The sequence below is a fragment of the Dactylosporangium sp. CS-033363 genome (assembly GCF_050942475.1).
GTDB lineage: Bacteria > Actinomycetota > Actinomycetes > Mycobacteriales > Micromonosporaceae > Dactylosporangium.
The window spans coordinates 10,403,095-10,421,380 of record NZ_CP192032.1; the positions used below are offsets into that span (position 1 = coordinate 10,403,095).

The window sequence follows — 18,286 nt, forward strand, 5'->3', positions numbered from 1 at the left end:
GGTCCGGTCCGGCGCGGTGCTCGGTCCGGTCCGGCGCGGTGCTCGGTCCGGTCCGGCGCGGTGCTCGGTCCGGTCCGGCGCGGTGCTCGGTCCGGTCCGGCGCGGTGCTCGGTCCGGTCCGGCGCGGTGCTCGGTCCGGTCCGCCGCGGGGCTCGGCTCCGGTCCGGAGCTCAGCTCCGGTCCGGGACTCGGCTCTGGTCCGCCGTGGGGCTCCGGCTCCAATCCGGCGCGGTGCTCGGCTCCGCGAGGGTCCACGGCGAAGGGGCGGGGACCCCGGAAGGTCCCCGCCCCTTGTTGCCTTGCGCCGTGCTCGTTACCGGAAGGAGCCCAGGTCGAAGTCGTCCAGCGGGACGGCCTGGCCACTCGCGGGCCCGAAGCCGTAGTCGGCCTCCGGGTAGCCGGTCATCGAGTAGACCTTCGCCTTCGCCTCCTCGGTCGGCTCGACCCGGATGCTGCGGTACTTGCTGATGCCAGTACCCGCCGGGATGAGCTTGCCGATGATGACGTTCTCCTTCAGACCGATCAGCGAGTCGCTGCGCGCGTGGATCGCGGCATCGGTCAGCACCCTGGTCGTCTCCTGGAACGAGGCCGCGGACAGCCACGACTCCGTCGCCAGCGACGCCTTGGTGATGCCCATGAGCACCGGACGACCAGCGGCCGGCTCACCGCCCTCGGCGACGACGCGGCGGTTCTCCGCCTCGAACATCGCGCGGTCGACGAGCACGCCCGGCAGGAACTCGGTCGAGCCGGAGTCGATGACCGTCACCCGCTTGAGCATCTGGCGGATGATGATCTCGATGTGCTTGTCGTGGATGAGCACGCCCTGCGAGCGGTACACCTCCTGGACCTCGGACGTCAGGTGCACCTGCACCGCCCGGGGACCCATGATGCGCAGCAGCTCGTGCGGGTCGATCGTGCCCTCGGTGAGCTTCTCGCCCACCTCGACGTGCTCGCCGTCCTGGATCCGCAGCTTGACGCGGCGGCTGAGCTTGTCGTGGACGATCTCGTCGCTGCCGTCGTCCGGCACGATGATGATCTTCCGCATCCGCTCGCCGTCCTCGATGCGCACGCGGCCGGGGGTGTCGGCGATGGGCGCCTTACCCTTCGGCACGCGGGCCTCGAAGATCTCCGTAACACGGGGCAGACCCTGGGTGATGTCCTCACCCGCGACACCACCGGTGTGGAAGGTACGCATCGTCAGCTGCGTGCCCGGCTCGCCGATGGACTGGGCGGCGATGATGCCGACCGCCTCGCCGACGTCGACCGTCTTGCCCGTGGGCAGCGACCGGCCGTAGCAGGCGCCACAGACGCCGAGCTTCGACTCGCAGGTGAGCACGCTGCGGACCCGGACCGTCTCCACGTTGGCCGCGACCAGCTGGTCGACCACCATCGAGTTGATGTCCGTGCCGCGCTCGGCGACCATGCGGCCGTCCGGGTCACGCACGTCGTCGGCCAGGGTGCGGGCGTGCACACCGGTCTCCGCGTGGACGTGGATGCGCATGACGCCGTTGTCGAGCTCGCCGACCGCCATCGGGATGGCGCGGTCGGTGCCGCAGTCCTCTTCGCGGATGATGACGTCCTGCGAGACGTCGACCAGACGACGGGTCAGGTAACCCGAGTCGGCGGTCCGCAGCGCGGTGTCGGCCAGACCCTTGCGGGCACCGTGGGTGGAGATGAAGTACTCCAGCACGGACAGACCCTCCCGGTAGCTGGCCTTGATCGGCCGCGGGATGATCTCGCCCTTCGGGTTGGCCACCAGGCCACGGATCGCGGCGATCTGGCGGAGCTGGAGGAGGTTACCGCGGGCACCCGAGTTGATCATCTTCCACAACGGGTTCTCGCGCGGCAGCGCGCTCTCCATCTCCTTGGCCACCTCGCCGGTCGCCTTGGTCCAGATCTCGATGAGCTCGCCGCGGCGCTCCTCGGCGGTCATGAGACCACGCTGGTACTGCTTGTCGATCCGCTCGGCCTCCTTCTCGTAGCGCTCGAGGATCTCGCGCTTACGAGGCGGCTGGATGACGTCCTCCATGCCGATGGTGACGCCGGACCAGGTGGCCCAGTGGAAGCCGGCCATCTTCAACGCGTCCAGGGCGGCCGCGAGGGAGACCTTCGGGAACCGCTCGGCGAGGTCGTTGACGATCGCCGAGAGCTGACCCTTGCGGATCTCGTAGTTCACGAAGCGGTACCCCACGGGGAGCGCCTCGTTGAACAGCACGCGCCCGAGCGTCGTCTCGACGATCACCGGCTCGCCCGGCTGCCAGCCCTCCGGCGCCTCCCACGGCTGCGCACCGGCGCCGTTGTCGACGCCGACGATGTCCTTCAGCCGGATCCGCACCGGCGCCTGCAGGTGCAGCTCGCCGTTGTCGAACGCCATCCGCGCCTCGGCGTCGGAGCTGAAGGTCCGCCCCTCACCCAGCAGGTTCTTCTGGATGTGCGAGAGGTGGTACAGGCCGATGACCATGTCCTGGGTGGGCATGGTGACCGGCTTGCCGTCGGCCGGCTTGAGGATGTTGTTGCTGGACAGCATGAGGATGCGGGCCTCGGCCTGCGCCTCCGCGGACAGCGGCACGTGCACGGCCATCTGGTCGCCGTCGAAGTCGGCGTTGAAGGCGGTGCAGACGAGCGGGTGGATCTGGATCGCCTTGCCCTCGACCAGCTGCGGCTCGAAGGCCTGGATGCCCAGGCGGTGCAGGGTCGGCGCGCGGTTGAGCAGCACCGGGTGCTCCGCGATGACCTCCTCCAGCACGTCCCACACGACCGGGCGCTGACGCTCGACCATGCGCTTGGCCGACTTGATGTTCTGCGCGTGGTTGAGGTCCACCAGGCGCTTCATCACGAACGGCTTGAACAGCTCCAGGGCCATCTGCTTGGGCAGGCCGCACTGGTGCAGCTTGAGCTGCGGGCCGACGACGATGACCGAACGGCCGGAGTAGTCGACGCGCTTGCCCAGCAGGTTCTGCCGGAAGCGACCCTGCTTGCCCTTGAGCATGTCGGACAGCGACTTCAGCGGCCGGTTGCCCGGGCCGGTGACGGGACGACCGCGGCGGCCGTTGTCGAACAGCGCGTCGACGGCCTCCTGCAGCATCCGCTTCTCGTTGTTGACGATGATCTCGGGGGCGCCCAGGTCGATCAGGCGCTTGAGCCGGTTGTTGCGGTTGATCACCCGGCGGTACAGGTCGTTGAGGTCGCTGGTGGCGAAGCGGCCACCGTCGAGCTGCACCATCGGGCGCAGGTCCGGCGGGATGACCGGGACGCAGTCCAGCACCATGCCCAGCGGCGAGTTGGCGGTGTTGAGGAACGCCGCGACGACCTTGAGGCGCTTGAGGGCCCGGATCTTGCGCTGGCCCTTGCCGCTGCGAATGGTCTCGCGCAGCAGCTCGGCCTCGTCGTCGAGGTCCAGGTTCTCCAGCAGAGCCTTGATCGCCTCGGCACCCATGGCGCCGTTGAAGTACTCACCGAACCGGTCGCGCAGCTCGCGGTAGAGCAGCTCGTCGGTGATGAGGTTCTTGCGCTCCAGCTTGCGGAACGTGTCCATGACCTCGTCGAGGCGGTCGATCTCACGCTGCGCGCGGTCGCGGATCTGCCGCATCTCGCGCTCGCCGGCCTCCTTGACCTTGCGGCGCACGTCGGCCTTCGCACCCTCGGCCTCGAGCTCGGCCAGGTCCTGCTCCAGCTTGGCGGCCCGCTTCTCGATCTCGGAGTCGCGCGCGTTCTCCGCCTGCCGCTTCTCGGCCGACACCTCGTTCTCGAGGGTGGCCAGGTCGCGGTGGCGAGCCTCCTTGTCGACGCTGGTGATCACGTACGACGCGAAGTAGATGATCTTCTCGAGGTCCTTCGGCGCCAGGTCGAGCAGGTAGCCGAGGCGGCTGGGCACACCCTTGAAGTACCAGATGTGCGTGACCGGCGCGGCGAGCTCGATGTGGCCCATGCGCTCACGGCGGACCTTCGCCCGGGTCACCTCGACGCCGCAGCGCTCGCAGATGATGCCCTTGAAGCGGACCCGCTTGTACTTACCGCAGTAGCACTCCCAGTCCCGGGTGGGGCCGAAGATCTTCTCGCAGAAGAGCCCGTCCTTCTCCGGCTTCAGGGTGCGGTAGTTGATCGTCTCGGGCTTCTTGACCTCGCCGTGGGACCACTGCCGAATGTCGTCGGCTGTGGCCAGGCCGATGCGGAGCTCGTCGAAGTAGTTGACGTCGAGCACTTCGTCTATGTCCTCACGATTCAGTTGCTCGGGTAATTGCTAGGTCGCGGCGGTGATGCCCCCCGTGGCTACGAGGGGCATCACCTGCGAATCAAACTTCCTCGACGCTGCTCGGCTCGCGCCGCGAGAGGTCGATGCCCAACTCCTCGGCGGCGCGGAACACCTCGTCGTCCGTCTCGCGCATCTCGAGGGCCACACCGTCGCTGGAGAGCACCTCGACGTTCAGGCACAGCGACTGCAGCTCCTTGAGGAGCACCTTGAAGGACTCCGGGATGCCCGGCTCGGGGATGTTCTCGCCCTTGACGATCGCCTCGTAGACCTTGACGCGGCCAAGGACGTCGTCGGACTTGATCGTCAGCAGCTCCTGCAGCGCGTAGGCCGCGCCGTAGGCCTGCATCGCCCAGCACTCCATCTCACCGAAGCGCTGGCCACCGAACTGCGCCTTACCACCCAGCGGCTGCTGCGTGATCATGGAGTACGGACCGGTGGACCGGGCGTGGATCTTGTCGTCGACCAGGTGGTTCAGCTTCAGGATGTAGATGTAGCCGACGGCGATCGGGTCGGGCAGCGGCTCGCCGGAGCGGCCGTCGAACAGCTGCGCCTTGCCGCTGGCCCCGATGAGCTGCTTGCCGTCCCGGTTGGGCAGCGTGCTGCTCAGCAGGCCGGCGATCTCCTCTTCCTTGGCGCCGTCGAAGACCGGGGTCGCCACGTTGGTGTCCGCCTCGGACTCCCCCGCGTTGATGGACTTCAGGGCGCGCTGCCACTCGTGTTCGTCGCCGTCGATCTTCCAACCGGTCTTGGCCACCCACCCGAGGTGGGTCTCCAGGACCTGGCCGATGTTCATACGGCTCGGCACGCCGAGCGGGTTGAGGACGATGTCGACCGGCGTCCCGTCCTCGAGGAACGGCATGTCCTCGACGGGCAGGATCTTGGAGATGACACCCTTGTTGCCGTGCCGGCCGGCGAGCTTGTCGCCGTCCTGGATCTTCCGCTTCTGGGCCACGTAGACGCGCACCAGCTCGTTCACGCCCGGGGACAGCTCGTCGCCGTCCTCGCGGCTGAACGTCCGCACGCCGATGACCGTGCCGGTCTCGCCGTGCGGCACCTTGAGGCTGGTGTCGCGGACCTCGCGGGCCTTCTCACCGAAGATCGCGCGCAGCAGCCGCTCCTCCGGGGTCAGCTCGGTCTCACCCTTGGGCGTGACCTTGCCGACGAGGATGTCGCCGGTGACGACCTCGGCGCCGATCCGGATGATCCCCCGCTCGTCGAGGTCGGCGAGCATTTCCTCGCTGACGTTCGGGATGTCGCGGGTGATCTCCTCCGGCCCCAGCTTGGTGTCGCGCGCGTCGACCTCGTGCTCCTCGATGTGGATCGAGGTGAGGACGTCGTTCTGCACCAGCTTCTGGGACAGGATGATCGCGTCTTCGTAGTTGTGCCCCTCCCAGGGCATGAAGGCCACGAGCAGGTTGCGCCCGAGTGCCATCTCGCCCTCGTCGGTGCACGGGCCGTCGGCGATGACCTGCCCCGCCTCGACCCGGTCGCCCTCGAAGATCACCGGCTTCTGGTTGACGCAGGAGCCGGAGTTGGAGCGGCGGAACTTGTGCAGCAGGTAGGTGCGGCGGTGGCCGTCGTCCTGGTGGATGGTGACGTAGTCGGCGCACATGTCCTCGACGACCCCGCCGACCTCGGCCACGACCACGTCGCCGGCGTCGACCGCGGCACGGTACTCCATGCCGGTGCCGACCAGCGGCGACTCCGCCTTGACCAGCGGCACGGCCTGGCGCTGCATGTTCGCGCCCATCAGTGCCCGGTTGGCGTCGTCGTGCTCGAGGAACGGGATCATCGCGGTCGCGACCGAGGTCATCTGCCGCGGCGACACGTCCATGTAGTCGACCTGGTCGGCGGGGACGTTGTCGACCTCGCCGCCCTTCCGGCGAACCAGGATCCGGTCCTCGGCGAAGTTGCCGTCGCTCTTCAGGGGAGCGTTGGCCTGCGCCTTGACGTACCGGTCCTCCTCGTCCGCGGTCAGGTAGTCGATCTGGTCGGTCACCTTGCCGTCGACGACCTTGCGGTAGGGCGTCTCGACGAAGCCGAACGGGTTGACCCGCGCGAACGTCGAGAGCGCGCCGATGAGACCGATGTTGGGACCCTCAGGGGTCTCGATCGGGCACATGCGGCCGTAGTGCGACGGGTGCACGTCACGGACCTCGAAGCCGGCCCGCTCACGGGACAGACCACCCGGGCCGAGCGCGCTCAGCCGGCGCCGGTGGGTCAGGCCCGCCAGCGGGTTGGTCTGGTCCATGAACTGCGACAGCTGGGAGGTGCCGAAGAACTCCTTGATCGCCGCCACGACGGGACGGATGTTGATCAGGGTCTGCGGCGTGATCGCCTCGACGTCCTGGGTCGTCATGCGCTCGCGGACGACGCGCTCCATCCGGGACAGGCCCACGCGGACCTGGTTCTGGATGAGCTCGCCGACCGTGCGCAGGCGACGGTTGCCGAAGTGGTCGATGTCGTCGGCCTCGTAGCCCTCTTCGCCAGTGTGCAGGCGGCAGAGGTACTCGACCGTGGCGACGATGTCCTCTTCGGTCAGAACGCCCTGGTGCATCGGGACGCCGACTTCGAGCTTCTTGTTGAACTTGTATCGGCCAACCTTGGCGACGTCGTACCGCTTCGGGTTGAAGAACAGGTTGTCGAGGAGGTTCTGCGCGTTCTCCCGCGTCGGCGGCTCACCCGGCCGCAGCTTGCGGTAGATGTCCAGCAGCGCCTCGTCCTGGCCGGCGATGTGGTCCTTCTCGAGCGTGGTCATCATGAGCTCGGACCAGCCGAACTTCTCACGGATGCGCTCGGCGGACCAGCCGATGGCCTTGAGCAGGACGGAGACCGCCTGCCGACGCTTGCGGTCGATGCGGACACCAACGGTGTCGCGCTTGTCGATGTCGAACTCCAGCCAGGCACCCCGGCTCGGGATGACCTTGACGCTGGTGAGGTCGCGGTCGGAGGTCTTGTCCGGCTGCTTGTCGAAGTACACGCCCGGGGAGCGGACAAGCTGGCTCACCACGACGCGCTCGGTGCCGTTGATGATGAAAGTGCCCTTGGGCGTCATCATCGGGAAGTCACCCATGAACACCGTCTGGCTCTTGATCTCGCCAGTGGTGTGGTTGGTGAACTCCGCGGTCACGAACAGCGGGGCGCAGTAGGTGAGGTCCTTCTCCTTGCACTCCTCGATCGGGGCCTTGACCTCGTCGAAGCGCGGAGCGGAGAACGACAGTGACATCGTTCCGGAGAAGTCCTCAATAGGACTGATCTCTTCGAGGATCTCCGCGAGCCCTGAACGGGCGTGCTGATCACCGGCCGAGCGGCTCTGCCAATTCTCGTTGCCAACCAGCCAATCGAACGAGTCGGTTTGGATGGCAAGGAGGTTGGGAACCTCTAGGTGTTCGGTGATCCTGCCGAAGGAGACCCGGCGGGGAGCGTAAGCGCTCGAACTGGTCTTCGCAGGGCGGGAAGCTGCCAAGATGCGTCCTTCCGAGGACCGGTGTTGCAGACAGGCCGTTTCGCGTGCAGCCTGACGACCTCCGATGTGGAGGAGCCCACGAAGAGGCACCTCACGCCGAAGGTGAAGTCAGAAGACAGCGCAAACTAGCAGTGTAGCCGAGAGGCTCACCGCTGTCCAGCGGCATCGTGCACGATGTTTCCAACGACCTTTTCGCAAGATCGTTTCGCCACCGGCCGAGCCGCTCGCGTCGGTCGTGGCCTGCGGTTTCCTGTCGATGCGCTCGGAGCCGAGTCCAAGAAGGATCGGGGCACATCAGGTCGGTCCGCTCGGCCGCCGCGTCCGCGGAAGGCAGTGCCTGATTAGCGTGCCTGCCCGCCGGTCACCGCGTCAAGGGTTCCCACGCGCGTCGGGGCTTCGTGACAGATATCTCGCACACCGACCACTAAGTGTTGTGGTCGGCCCCCTAGATCTTGGGGTCCTTACATCTCGCTGACAAAAAAGACGGCCGCCGGAGTCCGGCGGCCGTCCACGTGCCCGGAGCTAAGTTACTTGAGGGTAACCTTGGCGCCCTCGGCCTCGAGCTTCGCCTTGGCCTTGTCGGCGGCGTCCTTGTTGGCCTTCTCGAGGACGGCCTTCGGCGCGGCCTCGACGAGGTCCTTGGCCTCCTTGAGGCCCAGGCCGGTCAGCTCGCGCACGACCTTGATGACCTGGATCTTCTTGCCGCCGTCACCCTCCAGGATGACGTCGAACTCGGTCTTCTCCTCGACCTCGGGCGCGGCGGCGGCCGGGCCGGCAGCGCCGGCGACGGCGACCGGGGCGGCCGCGGTGACCTCGAAGACCTCTTCGAACTGCTTCACGAACTCGGAGAGCTCGATCAGCGTCATCTCCTTGAACGCGTCCAGGAGTTCGTCGGTGCTCAGCTTCGCCATGGTGGCGTTTCCTCTCAAAAGTTTGATTTTTCGGGGCAGGCCGGAATTACTCGGCCTCGCCACCGGCTTCCTGCGCGCGCTTGTCGACCAGAGCCTGGGCGGTGCGGACCGCCTTGGACAGCGGAGCCTGGAACAGCGCCGCGGCCTTGCTCAGGTTGCCCTTCATGGCGCCGGCCAGCTTCGCCAGCAGCACCTCACGGGACTCCAGGTCGGCCAGGCGACGGACCTCGTCCGCGCTGATGGCCTTGCCCTCGAAGACGCCACCCTTGATGACCAGCATCGGGTTGGCCTTCGCGAACTCGCGGAGGCTCTTGGCCGCCTCCACCGGGTCGCCGCCGACGAAGGCGAGCGCGGTAGGACCGGAGAACAAATCGTCGAGCCCGCTGATGCCCGCATCCGTCGCGGCACGCTTCGCGAGCGTGTTCTTCGCGACGGCGTACGTGGTCTCGCGGCCCAGGCTGCGGCGCAGATTCTTCAGCTGCGCCACGGTGAGGCCGCGGTACTCGGTCAGCACGGTGGCCGAGGAGCCCCGGAAGTGCTCGGTGAGCTCCGCGACTGCCGAGGCCTTGTCGTCTCGAACCGGCTTGTCCGCCATGTCCCTCCTCTCTCGTTGCTTCGGTGCTGATCAGGCCCCGAGCAATGAAAAACGCCCCGGGCGCAGGGGCGCTCGGAGCGGAGGACGGCACATGATCGCGCCGGCATTCACACCTGTTTCGCGGCCCTGCGCGGGTCGCCCGCATTGCGGCGGGACCTTCGATGTCCGCTCACGCGGACATGACCAGCGGTCTTCGGGTTTGCAGCTGACACACTACGTGACAATTTCGGTGATCGCCAAATCACGCGCGTTCTGTACGGATTTTTGCGTATATCGCGGTGAATGCGGCGCTCCATGCCGCACCCCAGAGGGTCGTCATCACCAGGGTGGGCAGGTGCGCCGCGCCCACCGTGTCGCGCGCCGCGGCCATCACCGGCGGGGCCAGCCAGGGCACCGGGAAGCTCTTGAGGCCGAACACGATCGTGAAGACGAGGCCGGCCACCAGCACGGCCAGCCCGCGGGCCGCCTGCACGGTCACCGCCCGGCTGGCCAGGCCGCCCAGGGCCACGGCGGGCAGCAGGAGCAGCAGGTGGGCCCAGAGCCCCATGGCGATGCCGGAGGCCAGCGAAGGGTCGCCCGCCTTCGGGGTGGTCACGCCGCCGACCAGCCACGGCAGCACCATGGCGATGAGCACCAGGGGCAGCCCGGCCAGCACGGCGGCGATCAGCCCGGCGGCGATCTCCCGGCCGGCCCCGCCGACGGCGACCCGGCCGAGGCGCCGCTGCACGTCGGGCTCGACGTCCAGGAGGATCTTGGTCTGCCAGGCGAGGACGGCGAACAGGATGGCCGCGGAGACGCCGTAGGCCTCGCCGGCCTGGGCCTGGCCGCCGCCGTACAGGATGGAGAGCACCACCAGAGCCGCCAGCACGGGTGCGGCGGCGCGGCCGGTCTGCACGAAGCCCGCCAGGCGCATGCGGATCAGGGCGGTCACAGCGGGAGCTCATCTCGTACCGTGACGATGTCAAAACCGGCCGAGCGCAATCGTGCGACGGTGTCGCCCGCCTCCGCCGCGTCGACGGAGAGCTCGATGACCTTCCTGCGGGCCGGCCGGTCGCCCGCGTGCACCTCGCCGTCGCGCACGTGCCAGCGGCGGGCGCCCGGCAGCCGCGCGACCTCGCCCAGGTGATCGCTGACCAGCACCGAGCCGCCGCGCCCGACGACCTCGGCGACGATCGCGGGGACCTGCTCGCGGGTCTGGGCGTCCAGGCCCTCCCAGGGCTCGTCGAGCACCAGCAGGCCGGGCGGGGCGAGCAGCGCCTGGACCAGGCCGACCTTCTGGGCCGAGCCCTTCGACAGCCGGCCGAGCCGGACGTCGAGGAAGTGCTCGAAGTGCAGGCGGCGGGCCCACCGCTCGATGTCCGCCCGCCCGTCCAGGCCGTGGATGGCCGCCATGTGCCGCAGGTGGCCGCGCGCCGTGAACGGCTGGTCCGCCGGGAAGCGCTCGGGGACCCAGCCGACGATCGCCGGGCGCTGCGTGACCAGGCCGCGCCCGGGTCGCAGTACACCCGCGGCAAGCTGCAGCAGCGTGGACTTGCCCGATCCGTTGGGGCCGGTCACCACCGCGGTCTCACCCGGCTCGAGGCTCAGGTCGACGCCCCGCAGCGTCCAGGGTGCGCGGCGGCCGTATCGAAACCACACGTCCTGGAAACGCACCGGGACAGCGTGCCATAGACACGCTGTCCCGGGTGGTACCGCTTCGCTGGGAGTCTGCTGACTACTCCGCCGCGGTGACGACGCTGTCGTCCTCGAGGAGGTTGCGGGTCTTGCTCGGGTCGACCGGGATGCCCGGGCCCATGGTGGTGGTGAGGAAGACCTTGCGCAGGTACTTGCCCTTGGAGGCCGACGGCTTGGCCCGGTTGATCTCGTCGAGCACCGCCGCGTAGTTCTCCACCAGCTGCTGCTCCGAGAAGCTCGCCTTGCCGATGATGAGGTGCAGGTTCGAGTGCTTGTCAACGCGGTAGGTGATCTTGCCACCCTTGATCTCGTTGATCGCCTTGGTGACGTCCATGGTCACCGTGCCCGTCTTCGGGTTCGGCATCAGGCCGCGCGGGCCCAGGATCCGCGCGATCCGGCCGATCTTGGCCATCTGGTCGGGCGTGGCGATCGCCGCGTCGAACTCCAGCCAGCCCTCCTGAATGCGGGCGACCAGCTCGTCGGTGCCGACCGCGTCCGCACCGGCGGCCTCGGCCTCGGCGGCCTTGGCGCCCTGCGCGAAGACGATGACGCGGGCGGTCTTGCCGGTGCCGTGCGGCAGGTTGACCGTGCCCCGGACCATCTGGTCGGCCTTGCGCGGGTCGACGCCCAGGCGCATGGCCACCTCGACGGTGGGGTCGAACTTCACGGTCGTGGTCTGCTTGGCCAGCTTGACGGCGGCCATGGGGCTGTAGAGCGCGTTGCGGTCGACGAGGTCGACGGCCTTGCGGTAGTTCTTGCCGTGCTGCGACATGTCGCTGACTTCTCCTGTGGTCTCAGTGCGGACGCCCTCGCGGGGCGTCCTCCCACTACCTGCTTCGGTTTTGCTTCAGACCGTGCTTCAGTCCTTGACGACGATGCCCATGGAGCGGGCAGTGCCGGCGATGATCCGCTCGGCCATCTCGATGTCGTTCGCGTTCAGGTCGGCCATCTTCTTCTCGGCGACCTCGCGGAGCTGGGCCTTGGTGATCGACCCGACCTTGTCCTTCTGCGGCACACCCGAGCCCTTGGGCACGCCGGCGGCCTTGAGCAGCAGGCGGGCGGCCGGGGGCGTCTTGAGGATGAAGGTGAACGTGCGGTCCTCGTAGACGCTGATCTGCGCCGGAATGATGTCACCGCGCTGGGACTCCGTCTGGGCGTTGTACGCCTTGACGAACTCCATGATGTTCACACCGTGCTGACCGAGGGCGGGACCGACCGGCGGCGCCGGAGTGGCCTGGCCGCCCGGCAACTGAAGCGTGAAGGTCTTGACGAGCTTCTTCTTCGGAGGCATGGCTGCTTTCGTCTTCCTGGGCTGGAATCGTTTTTTCGTGCGTTCTTTACGCACGCATGAGCGCCCGGCATCTTCGGCCGGACGCTCAAGCGTACCGCAGGGCTTTTTGAGATCTTTGACCAGGCCTTGCGGCCTTCGTTTTAGATCTTCGTGACCTGGTTGAAGTTGAGCTCGACCGGGGTCTCGCGGCCGAAGATCGAGACGAGGACCTTGAGCTTCTGCTGGTCCGCGTTGATCTCGCTGATCGTGGCCTGGAGCGAGGCGAAGGCGCCGTCGGTGACGGTGACCGAGTCGCCGACCTCGAAGTCGAGGACCTTGACCTCGGGCTTGCCGCCGGCCTTCTTGCCGCCCTCGGGCTGCACCGCGGGGGCGAGCCACTTGAGGACCTCGTCGAGCGAGAGCGGGGCCGGGCGGTCGGCCCGGTCGGTCGCGCCCACGAAGCCGGTGACGCCGGGCGTGTTGCGCACGCACGAGTACGACTCCGGGCTCAGCTCCATCCGGACGAGGATGTAGCCGGGGAAGACCTTGTTCTGCACCTGGGTGCGCTTGCCGTTCTTGATCTCGACTTCTTCACGCGTCGGGACCTCGACCTGGTAGATGAACTCTTCCATGTCGAGGCTCGTGATGCGGGTCTCGAGATTCGTCTTGACCTTGTTCTCGTAGCCGGCGTAGGAGTGCACGACGTACCAGTCACCGGGCGCGAAGCGCAGTGCGGCACGCAGCTCGGCGACGGGGTCCTCGGCTTCGGACGCCGCCGTCGGGGCGGCCGTCATCACCGGCGACGCCTCCTCGGGCTGCTCGTCGTCAGTCCCGGGCGTCTCGTCGAATTCCTGCACGCTGCTCACTTCCGTCTGTCTTTGTCTTCGGTAGCCGTCCGGCCTTTTCCCCGTCGGCCTTGTTGCTTCGGTCGCGGTCCGGTCAAAGCCCGGTCGCACGGCGCCGCCTGGCGGTCGCGGCGCCGTCGCCGCGCCTTACTGGTCGGCGTTGCCGTTACCGAAGGACCAGAGGACGAGCTTCGCGAAGCCGTAGTCGAGACCGCCGACGATGGCGAGCATGATGATCACGAACACCACAACGACGACGGTGTAGGTGGTCAGCTCCTTGCGGGTCGGCCAGATAACCTTACGCAGCTCGGCGACAACCTCGCGGATGAAGTTGATGAGCCGCGCGAAGATGTTGTTCGAGCCGCCCTCTTTGACCTTGACCTTCTGGCCGTCCTTGACCTTCAGGTCCTTGGACTTGGCCGCCTTGGTCTTGTCCTTGGCGCGACCGTTCTTGCCCGCGGTCTCGTCGTCGTCGAGATCGTCGTCGTCGGTGTCGTCGTCGACGTCGTCCGCGGCGTCGAGGCTGTCCAGCTCGTCGGCGAACTCTTCCTCGATGGCGGCGTCCTCGGCGCTGAGCTCCTCTTCACGGCGATCGTCGGCGGGGTTGGTCCCGCGTCGCCTGCGTTCGGCCACTTTCGCCCTCTTCCGTGATCTCGCGAGTGCTCGGTCCGTGGTGTCGGCCGGCAGCAAGACCCCGGGCCCTTGGACGACCCGTCGACCACCGGTTCGGCTCTACTCGCGAAGCCCCCGGCGAGAGCCGGCGGCGACGCGGTCGGACCAACCGTGACCGCTGTGGTCGACGTCCCGGCCTTCCGGCCGGGCGCACTAGACCCAGGTCAGGCCTTCGGCGCAGGGGCGACAGGACTCGAACCTGCAACCTGCGGTTTTGGAGACCGCTGCGCTACCAATTGCGCCACACCCCTTCGTGAGGAAGGCATCCCCGACGTCCCCGGACAGGCCGGTGTCGAGTTGCTCACCCCACGGCGGACCAGTGTACGGGTTGCGGGCGGGATATCCCAACCACCCCCCTCTACCGGTTGTCCCCCCGGTTTTTGATCGGGGCGCCGCGGACGATCGCCTTGGCCGCTCCCAGCACTTTCTCGCCCTGGCACGTCGCGGTCACGTCGATCTGCACCAGGCCATCGTCGAGGATCTTCTTCACCACGCCGCTGATCACGATCTCGGTGCCCTTGTCGTCATCCGGCACCACGACCGGATTCGCGAACCTGGTCGAAAATTCCACGATCGCGTTGGTACCGCCCACCCAGCACGCCACCGCCTGCCCGGCCAGCCCCATGGTCAGCATGCCGTGCGCGATGACCCCCGGAAGCCCGACGGCGCTCGCCTGGCGGTCGCTCCAGTGGATCGGGTTGAAGTCGCCCGACGCGCCCGCGTAGCGCACCAGCGTGGCTCGCGTGACCGTGTACGTCTGGGCCGGGAACTCGGTGCCTGGCTGCATCGTTCAGCCCTCCCCACGGATGACGAGCCGGGTCCAGATCGTGACGACAGGTTCACCCTCGACGGTGGAAACCTCATGCCGCGTGGTGAGGAACCCGTGCCCGGCCCGGCTGCTGATCTCCTCGACCGCCATCACCGTGACGAGGTGATCGCCGGCCTGGATGGGCCGCTCGTACTTGAACGTCTGCCCGCCGTGCACGACCCGGCTGTAGTCCAGCCCGAACCCGGGGTCGTCGACCAGCTGCTGGCCGGCGTTCTGGCTGAGGATGATCGCGAACGTGGGCGGGGCGATGACGTCGCTGTACCCGTGCGCCCGCGCCTCGGCCAGGTCGCGGTGAACGGGGTCGGCGGCGAAGACCGCGTCCGCGAACTCGCGAATCTTCTCCCGGCCCACCTCGTACGGCGGGGTCGGCGGGTACACCCGGCCCAAGAACGACTGATCCAGCGGCATACCGAGAAATTTACCGGTCGCGCGCGTCCGCCCCGGTCGCAGGCCCTCCGCTCGCTCGCACAGCGGCTTTTGCGCGCACGACGAAGCCCCGGCCGCTCGGGCCGGGGCTTCGTGAGGTCGTTGTCTCGGGCGCTGGGCGCCCGGCGACTAGCGGGTCTCGCGGTGCAGGGTGTGCTTGCCGTCCCGGGGGCAGAACTTCTTCAGCTCGATGCGGTCCGGGTCGTTGCGGCGGTTCTTCTTCGTGATGTAGTTCCGCTCTTTGCACTCCGTGCACGCCAGCGTGATCTTCGGACGAACGTCGGTCGCCTTGGCCATGGCGAAGTGCCTTCCTTCAGAACGTTCAGGTGGGGCGGATACAGATCCAGCGAACCATCATAGCGGCTCACACAGATGGACGCCCAATCGGGCGTCCCGTAGTGCTTGTGTAGCGGTGGCCGGACTTGAACCGGCGACACAGCGATTATGAGCCGCTTGCTCTGCCATCTGAGCTACACCGCCGCGGCGGACTCGATGTCTCAAGCCCGGTCTCGAGCCCCCTTACGGAATCGAACCGTAGACCTTCTCCTTACCATGGAGACGCTCTGCCGACTGAGCTAAGGGGGCGCGTCGCGTACGTTCCCGCACACGCGCTCGCTAAGCGTACACGGCCCCGCCCCAGGCACGAAATCGACTTGCCCACTTTGGGTCTACGCGCAGCTCAGGTGCCCTTTTCGGGGCCTCGATCGGGGTTTCTGCTCCTGTTTTCCGGCGTCCTGCGGAGCCGCGCGTCTGACGGAGTTGCGCGTCTTTACGGAACTGCGCGGAGCCAGCGGACCTCGCCCGCCGGGGCCTCGGCCGAGTCTTCCGCGGTCTGCACCTGCAGCCAGGACTCGAAGCGCTCGTACGGCAGCGGCCGGCTGAACAGGAAGCCCTGCCCCATGTCGCAGCGCATGTCCTCGAGCAGCCCGAGCGTGAGCTCGCTCTCCACGCCCTCGGCCACGACGTCGAGCCCGAAGTTGCGCGCCATGTCCACGATCGTCCGCACGATCGCGAGATCGCTGGGCGAGGTCGCCATGCCCTGCACGAACGTACGGTCGATCTTGACTTCCTGCACCGGCAGGCGGCTCAGGTCCGCGAACGACGAGCGACCGGCGCCGAAGTCGTCCACGGAGAGCCGCACGCCGAGGTCGCGCAGGCGGGTGAGGGTCGACAGCGCCCGGCCGCCGGCGAGCAGCCCCTCGTCCTCGGCGATCTCCAGGATCAGCCGGTCGGCGGGGACACAGTGCTCGTCCAGCAGTTCCGAGATCTGCAGCGGCAATTCAGAGTCGCCGAGTGTACGGGCGGAAAGGTTCACCGACACCACCAGCGGCCGCCCGGCGTCGTCCCACTCGCGGGCGCGGCGGATGGCCTCACGGAGTACCACATCGTTCAGGCGGTTGAGCTGGCCCGTGTGTTCGGCGACCGCGACGAAGTCCGGCGGTGCCACCTGCCCGTGCACCGGGTGCTCCCAGCGGGCCAGGCACTCCACGCCGACCAGCCGGCGGTCGGTGAGGGCGACCTTGGGCTGGAAGTACACCTCGAGCTCACCGCCGGCGAGGGCCGTGCGCAGATCGGCGGCCAGGCCCACCCGCCGCACCGCCCGCGACTGCAGGCCCGCGTTGAACACCTGGACGATGCCCCGCGACTTGGCGACGTGCGTGGCCACGTGCGCCCGCTGCAGCAGTTCCTCCGGCTCGGTGCCGTGCTCGGGATAGATCGCGACGCCGACGTACGTGTCGATGTCGATCGTCAGCGAATCGATCACCATCGGATCGCGCAGGCCCTGGCGTAACGTGTCGGCGACGTTCGCGGCCGCGTCGGCACTGGCCGTGCGCAGCTCGATCGCGAACTCGTCGTCGCCGACCCGGCCGACCAGCGCACCCTGCGGCGCGAGGGCCCGCAGCCGCCGGGCCACCTCGACCAGCACCTTGTCGCCGGCCGCGTGCCCGAGCGAGTCGTTGACCTGCCGCAGCGCGACGACGTCGAACAGCAGCACGGCGACGACCTCCCGCTGCTGCCCGCGCCCGCTCATCGCCTCGCCGAGCGCCTCGAGCATCCGGCGCCGGTTGGCCAGCCCCGTGAGCGAGTCATGGTTGGCGTCGAACTGAAGCCGATCGACAAGCCGACTGTTCTCGACGGCGACGCCGGTGTGCGCGGAGAGCGTCTCGATCAGCTGGACGTCGTCCTTGCCGAACGCCGTCCGCTCGCCGAGCCGCCCGGCCACCTCCAGCGTGCCGATCGTGACGCGCCCGGAGCGCAGCGGCACGACGATGATGTCCTTGACCGACGCCTCCTGCAGCGCCGTGCGCAGTTCGGGGTCGCCGACCCGGGGTCCCACCGCGATGGTACGGCCGGTGCGCATCGCCAGCTCCCGGAACAGATCCGGCGTCGGGGCGGTATCGAGCAGTCCCGGGTAGTCGAACCGTGCCGACAGCAGGATCTCCTGGTGCCGGCCCTGCGGCGGCAGCCAGAGCGAGGCCGAGTCGGCCACCAGCAGCGCGCGGACCCGGCCGAGCAGCACGTCCGGCAGCGTGCCGTCGTGGTTGGTGCTGGCGATGTCGCGGGTCAGGCCGTACATCTCCATGAGGCTGCGGTGCTGGCGCAGGAAGCGCGCGTAGGCCCGGTTGGCCAGGACCATCACCACGGCGATGAAGATCAGGAAGAGGATCGCCCAGGGGCTCGCCTGCAGCGTCAGCAGCATGACCAGGCCGAGCACGATGCCGACGGCCATCACCCCGAACCCGGGCAGCGCCGTGCGCAGGAACTGCGGCAGGTGCGCGACGCCCTGGACGAGCGTCATGACGCTGGCGACGGCGGCCAGCGTGACGATGTTGTTGGCAACGATGGCGAGCGCCAGCACCAGCCAGGTGCGCGGCTCGCTCGCGCCGCCCATGTGCATCGTGTAGACGACGAGCGTCGCCGCCGCCACACCGGCGAAGTGACTGGCCGCATTGAAGACGATCTTGTGCGGCCCGGGCCGGACGTTGAACAGGTACCACGTCAGCCCGGCGATGATCCGGATGACGATCACGAGCACGGGCGGCAGGTAGTACAGCGCCAGCAGGATCGGGACGTCGTTCATGCCGATCGCCAGCACCTGCCGGCGCACATCCAGGCGCAGCTGCATGTGCGTGGCCAGAATGGCAAAGAGCAGCAGCACGGGCGCGAACTGGATGTTGTCCATGATCGGATGGGCCTGATCAAAGAACAGGCCCGGCATGGCCATGAGGAACCCGATGACGATCAGCGGCCCGGTAACGAGCCAGGCCTGCGTGTCAGCGCGCCTGATCGGCGCCTTCGGTGCGGGCACCAGTTCCCCAATCGCGTGCAGCCGAGGCCATGATCA

14 protein-coding genes and 3 tRNA genes are annotated in these 18,286 nt (G+C 68.1%); all 17 read right to left on the minus strand.

Going from position 1 to position 18,286, the window contains the following annotated elements:
* Positions 1-313: 313 nt before the first annotated feature.
* Positions 314-4,201 (minus strand): DNA-directed RNA polymerase subunit beta', encoded by a 3,888-nt coding sequence (locus ACQPZ4_RS48040; RefSeq protein WP_433052480.1) that lies wholly within the window; start codon positions 4,199-4,201, stop codon positions 314-316.
* A 91-nt stretch (positions 4,202-4,292) separates the two neighbouring features.
* A complete protein-coding gene (locus ACQPZ4_RS48045; RefSeq protein ID WP_433052483.1) occupies positions 4,293-7,718 on the minus strand; it encodes a DNA-directed RNA polymerase subunit beta in 3,426 nt (1,141 codons plus the stop codon).
* A 527-nt stretch (positions 7,719-8,245) separates the two neighbouring features.
* Positions 8,246-8,629, minus strand: a complete 384-nt coding sequence (rplL, locus tag ACQPZ4_RS48050) for a 50S ribosomal protein L7/L12 (protein ID WP_433052486.1) — start codon at positions 8,627-8,629, stop codon at positions 8,246-8,248.
* 46 nt (positions 8,630-8,675) lie between these two features.
* Positions 8,676-9,224, minus strand: coding sequence for a 50S ribosomal protein L10 (gene rplJ, locus ACQPZ4_RS48055; RefSeq protein ID WP_433052489.1), 549 nt, complete (start codon positions 9,222-9,224; stop codon positions 8,676-8,678).
* Between the two features lie 241 nt (positions 9,225-9,465).
* The gene (locus tag ACQPZ4_RS48060; RefSeq protein WP_433052492.1) at positions 9,466-10,155 is read right to left on the minus strand and encodes a hypothetical protein; all 690 of its coding nucleotides are present in this window, start codon (positions 10,153-10,155) and stop codon (positions 9,466-9,468) included.
* On the minus strand, positions 10,152-10,877 hold the full coding sequence (locus tag ACQPZ4_RS48065) for an ATP-binding cassette domain-containing protein (RefSeq protein WP_433052495.1): 726 nt from the start codon (positions 10,875-10,877) through the stop codon (positions 10,152-10,154). Before ACQPZ4_RS48065 ends, ACQPZ4_RS48060 begins: the two co-directional genes overlap by 4 nt.
* Before the next feature lie 61 nt (positions 10,878-10,938).
* Complete coding sequence (gene rplA, locus ACQPZ4_RS48070) at positions 10,939-11,670, minus strand: 50S ribosomal protein L1 (RefSeq protein WP_433052498.1); 732 nt, start codon at positions 11,668-11,670, stop codon at positions 10,939-10,941.
* 87 nt (positions 11,671-11,757) lie between these two features.
* Complete coding sequence (gene rplK, locus ACQPZ4_RS48075; protein WP_433052501.1) at positions 11,758-12,189, minus strand: 50S ribosomal protein L11; 432 nt, start codon at positions 12,187-12,189, stop codon at positions 11,758-11,760.
* 140 nt (positions 12,190-12,329) lie between these two features.
* Positions 12,330-12,965, minus strand: a complete 636-nt coding sequence (gene nusG / locus ACQPZ4_RS48080; protein ID WP_433067056.1) for a transcription termination/antitermination protein NusG — start codon at positions 12,963-12,965, stop codon at positions 12,330-12,332.
* A gap of 195 nt (positions 12,966-13,160) precedes the next feature.
* A complete protein-coding gene (gene secE / locus ACQPZ4_RS48085) occupies positions 13,161-13,646 on the minus strand; it encodes a preprotein translocase subunit SecE (protein ID WP_433067058.1) in 486 nt (161 codons plus the stop codon).
* 217 nt (positions 13,647-13,863) lie between these two features.
* Positions 13,864-13,936, minus strand: a tRNA-Trp gene (locus ACQPZ4_RS48090).
* Positions 13,937-14,043: 107 nt separating this feature from the next.
* Positions 14,044-14,472 (minus strand): MaoC family dehydratase, encoded by a 429-nt coding sequence (locus tag ACQPZ4_RS48095; RefSeq protein ID WP_433052504.1) that lies wholly within the window; start codon positions 14,470-14,472, stop codon positions 14,044-14,046.
* 3 nt (positions 14,473-14,475) lie between these two features.
* Positions 14,476-14,922: an FAS1-like dehydratase domain-containing protein gene (locus ACQPZ4_RS48100; protein ID WP_433052507.1), complete on the minus strand. Its 447-nt coding sequence runs from the start codon at positions 14,920-14,922 to the stop codon at positions 14,476-14,478.
* A 147-nt stretch (positions 14,923-15,069) separates the two neighbouring features.
* Complete coding sequence (gene rpmG / locus ACQPZ4_RS48105) at positions 15,070-15,237, minus strand: 50S ribosomal protein L33 (RefSeq protein ID WP_350619868.1); 168 nt, start codon at positions 15,235-15,237, stop codon at positions 15,070-15,072.
* 110 nt (positions 15,238-15,347) lie between these two features.
* Positions 15,348-15,420: transfer RNA gene (locus ACQPZ4_RS48110), tRNA-Met, on the minus strand.
* Positions 15,421-15,452: 32 nt separating this feature from the next.
* Positions 15,453-15,525, minus strand: a tRNA-Thr gene (locus tag ACQPZ4_RS48115).
* 184 nt (positions 15,526-15,709) lie between these two features.
* Positions 15,710-18,250: an EAL domain-containing protein gene (locus ACQPZ4_RS48120; protein ID WP_433052512.1), complete on the minus strand. Its 2,541-nt coding sequence runs from the start codon at positions 18,248-18,250 to the stop codon at positions 15,710-15,712.
* Between the last annotated feature and the right edge of the window lie 36 nt (positions 18,251-18,286).